The organism is Oceanospirillum sediminis (genome assembly GCF_014164585.1).
GTDB classification, from domain to species: Bacteria; Pseudomonadota; Gammaproteobacteria; order Pseudomonadales; family Halomonadaceae; genus Oceanospirillum; species Oceanospirillum sediminis.
This window is the reverse complement of record NZ_JACJFM010000309.1, coordinates 1-322: the sequence shown is the minus strand read 5'-3', so window position 1 is coordinate 322 and position 322 is coordinate 1. Positions and strand designations below refer to the sequence as shown.

Sequence of the window (322 nt, the reverse complement as noted above, 5' to 3'; positions counted from 1 at the left end):
TCTATATATTCATTATACTCTTTGTATTATCGTTATTAAAGGGATTACTCAAGAAATAAAAATTATAATTAACCATAAAATTTAAAAATCATGAAAAAAATCATATTAGCCTTAGCCTTGTTATTTACGGTATCAACAGTATTTACAAGTTGTAGGGAAAAGAAAACCGAAGACAAAATTGAAGAAGCAGTAAAAGAGGTGAAAGATGAAACAAAAGATGCTGTTGAAGAAGTGAAAGATGAAGTTGATGACGCCACACACTAATACGCGGAATAATTTATAATTCTTCGTGTTAAGATAATTAAAAAGTCTCGAGGCAACT

General features: G+C 28.9%; 1 protein-coding gene. It reads left to right on the top strand.

Annotated elements, in window-relative coordinates:
* Positions 1 to 90: 90 nt before the first annotated feature.
* Positions 91 to 264: a hypothetical protein gene (locus H4O21_RS28785; protein ID WP_165453862.1), complete on the top strand. Its 174-nt coding sequence runs from the start codon at positions 91 to 93 to the stop codon at positions 262 to 264.
* Positions 265 to 322: the final 58 nt, after the last annotated feature.